Origin of the sequence: Micromonospora sp. URMC 105, from assembly GCF_051386295.1 — a bacterium.
Classification (GTDB): domain Bacteria; phylum Actinomycetota; class Actinomycetes; order Mycobacteriales; family Micromonosporaceae; genus Micromonospora.
The window spans coordinates 1-454 of sequence record NZ_JBPQTL010000225.1 but is presented as its reverse complement, the minus strand read 5'-3'; the positions used below and the strand labels follow the sequence as shown (position 1 = coordinate 454).

Sequence of the window (454 nt, the reverse complement as noted above, 5' to 3'; positions counted from 1 at the left end):
CCCCGTGGTGGGGGCCGGCCCTTCGTCGTGGTGTGGGTCAGGAGGCGGTGGCGTAGCCGCGGGTGGCGATCCAGTCGGCGAGGTTGTCGACGCTCATCCGGTAGGAGGCCTGTGCGGGGTTGGCGGAGTCGGCGATGGTGACGGTGTTGCCGTTGTCGCGGTAGCCGATGACGCTGATGTAGTGCCCGCCTTCGAAGGAGTGGGTGTTGCCGTCGGTGTCGGTGGCGGTGCCGGCGATGTTGGCGACGATGGCGCGGCCGTCGTCGATGGTGCGCACGATGTCGGCGCGCAGCTTGCCGGTCTGCTTGTCGTCGGCGCGGTTGTCGCGGATCTCGACCGACCGGTAGGTGTTGTTCGTGCCGGTTTCCTTGTTCAGGACCGGGGTGATGTCGTTGATGCTGTCGGTGCCGGCCTCGGTGGTGCCCATCTGCTTGGCCATGGCGTCGACGTCGAT

The 454-nt window shown here is 67.6% G+C and carries 1 protein-coding gene; it reads right to left on the bottom strand.

Annotation, left to right across the window (positions count from 1 at the left end):
• Positions 1–37 precede the first annotated feature (37 nt).
• Positions 38–454: C39 family peptidase (locus ACSNN7_RS29055; protein ID WP_436684229.1), on the bottom strand; the 417-nt coding region annotated here is incomplete at its 5' end.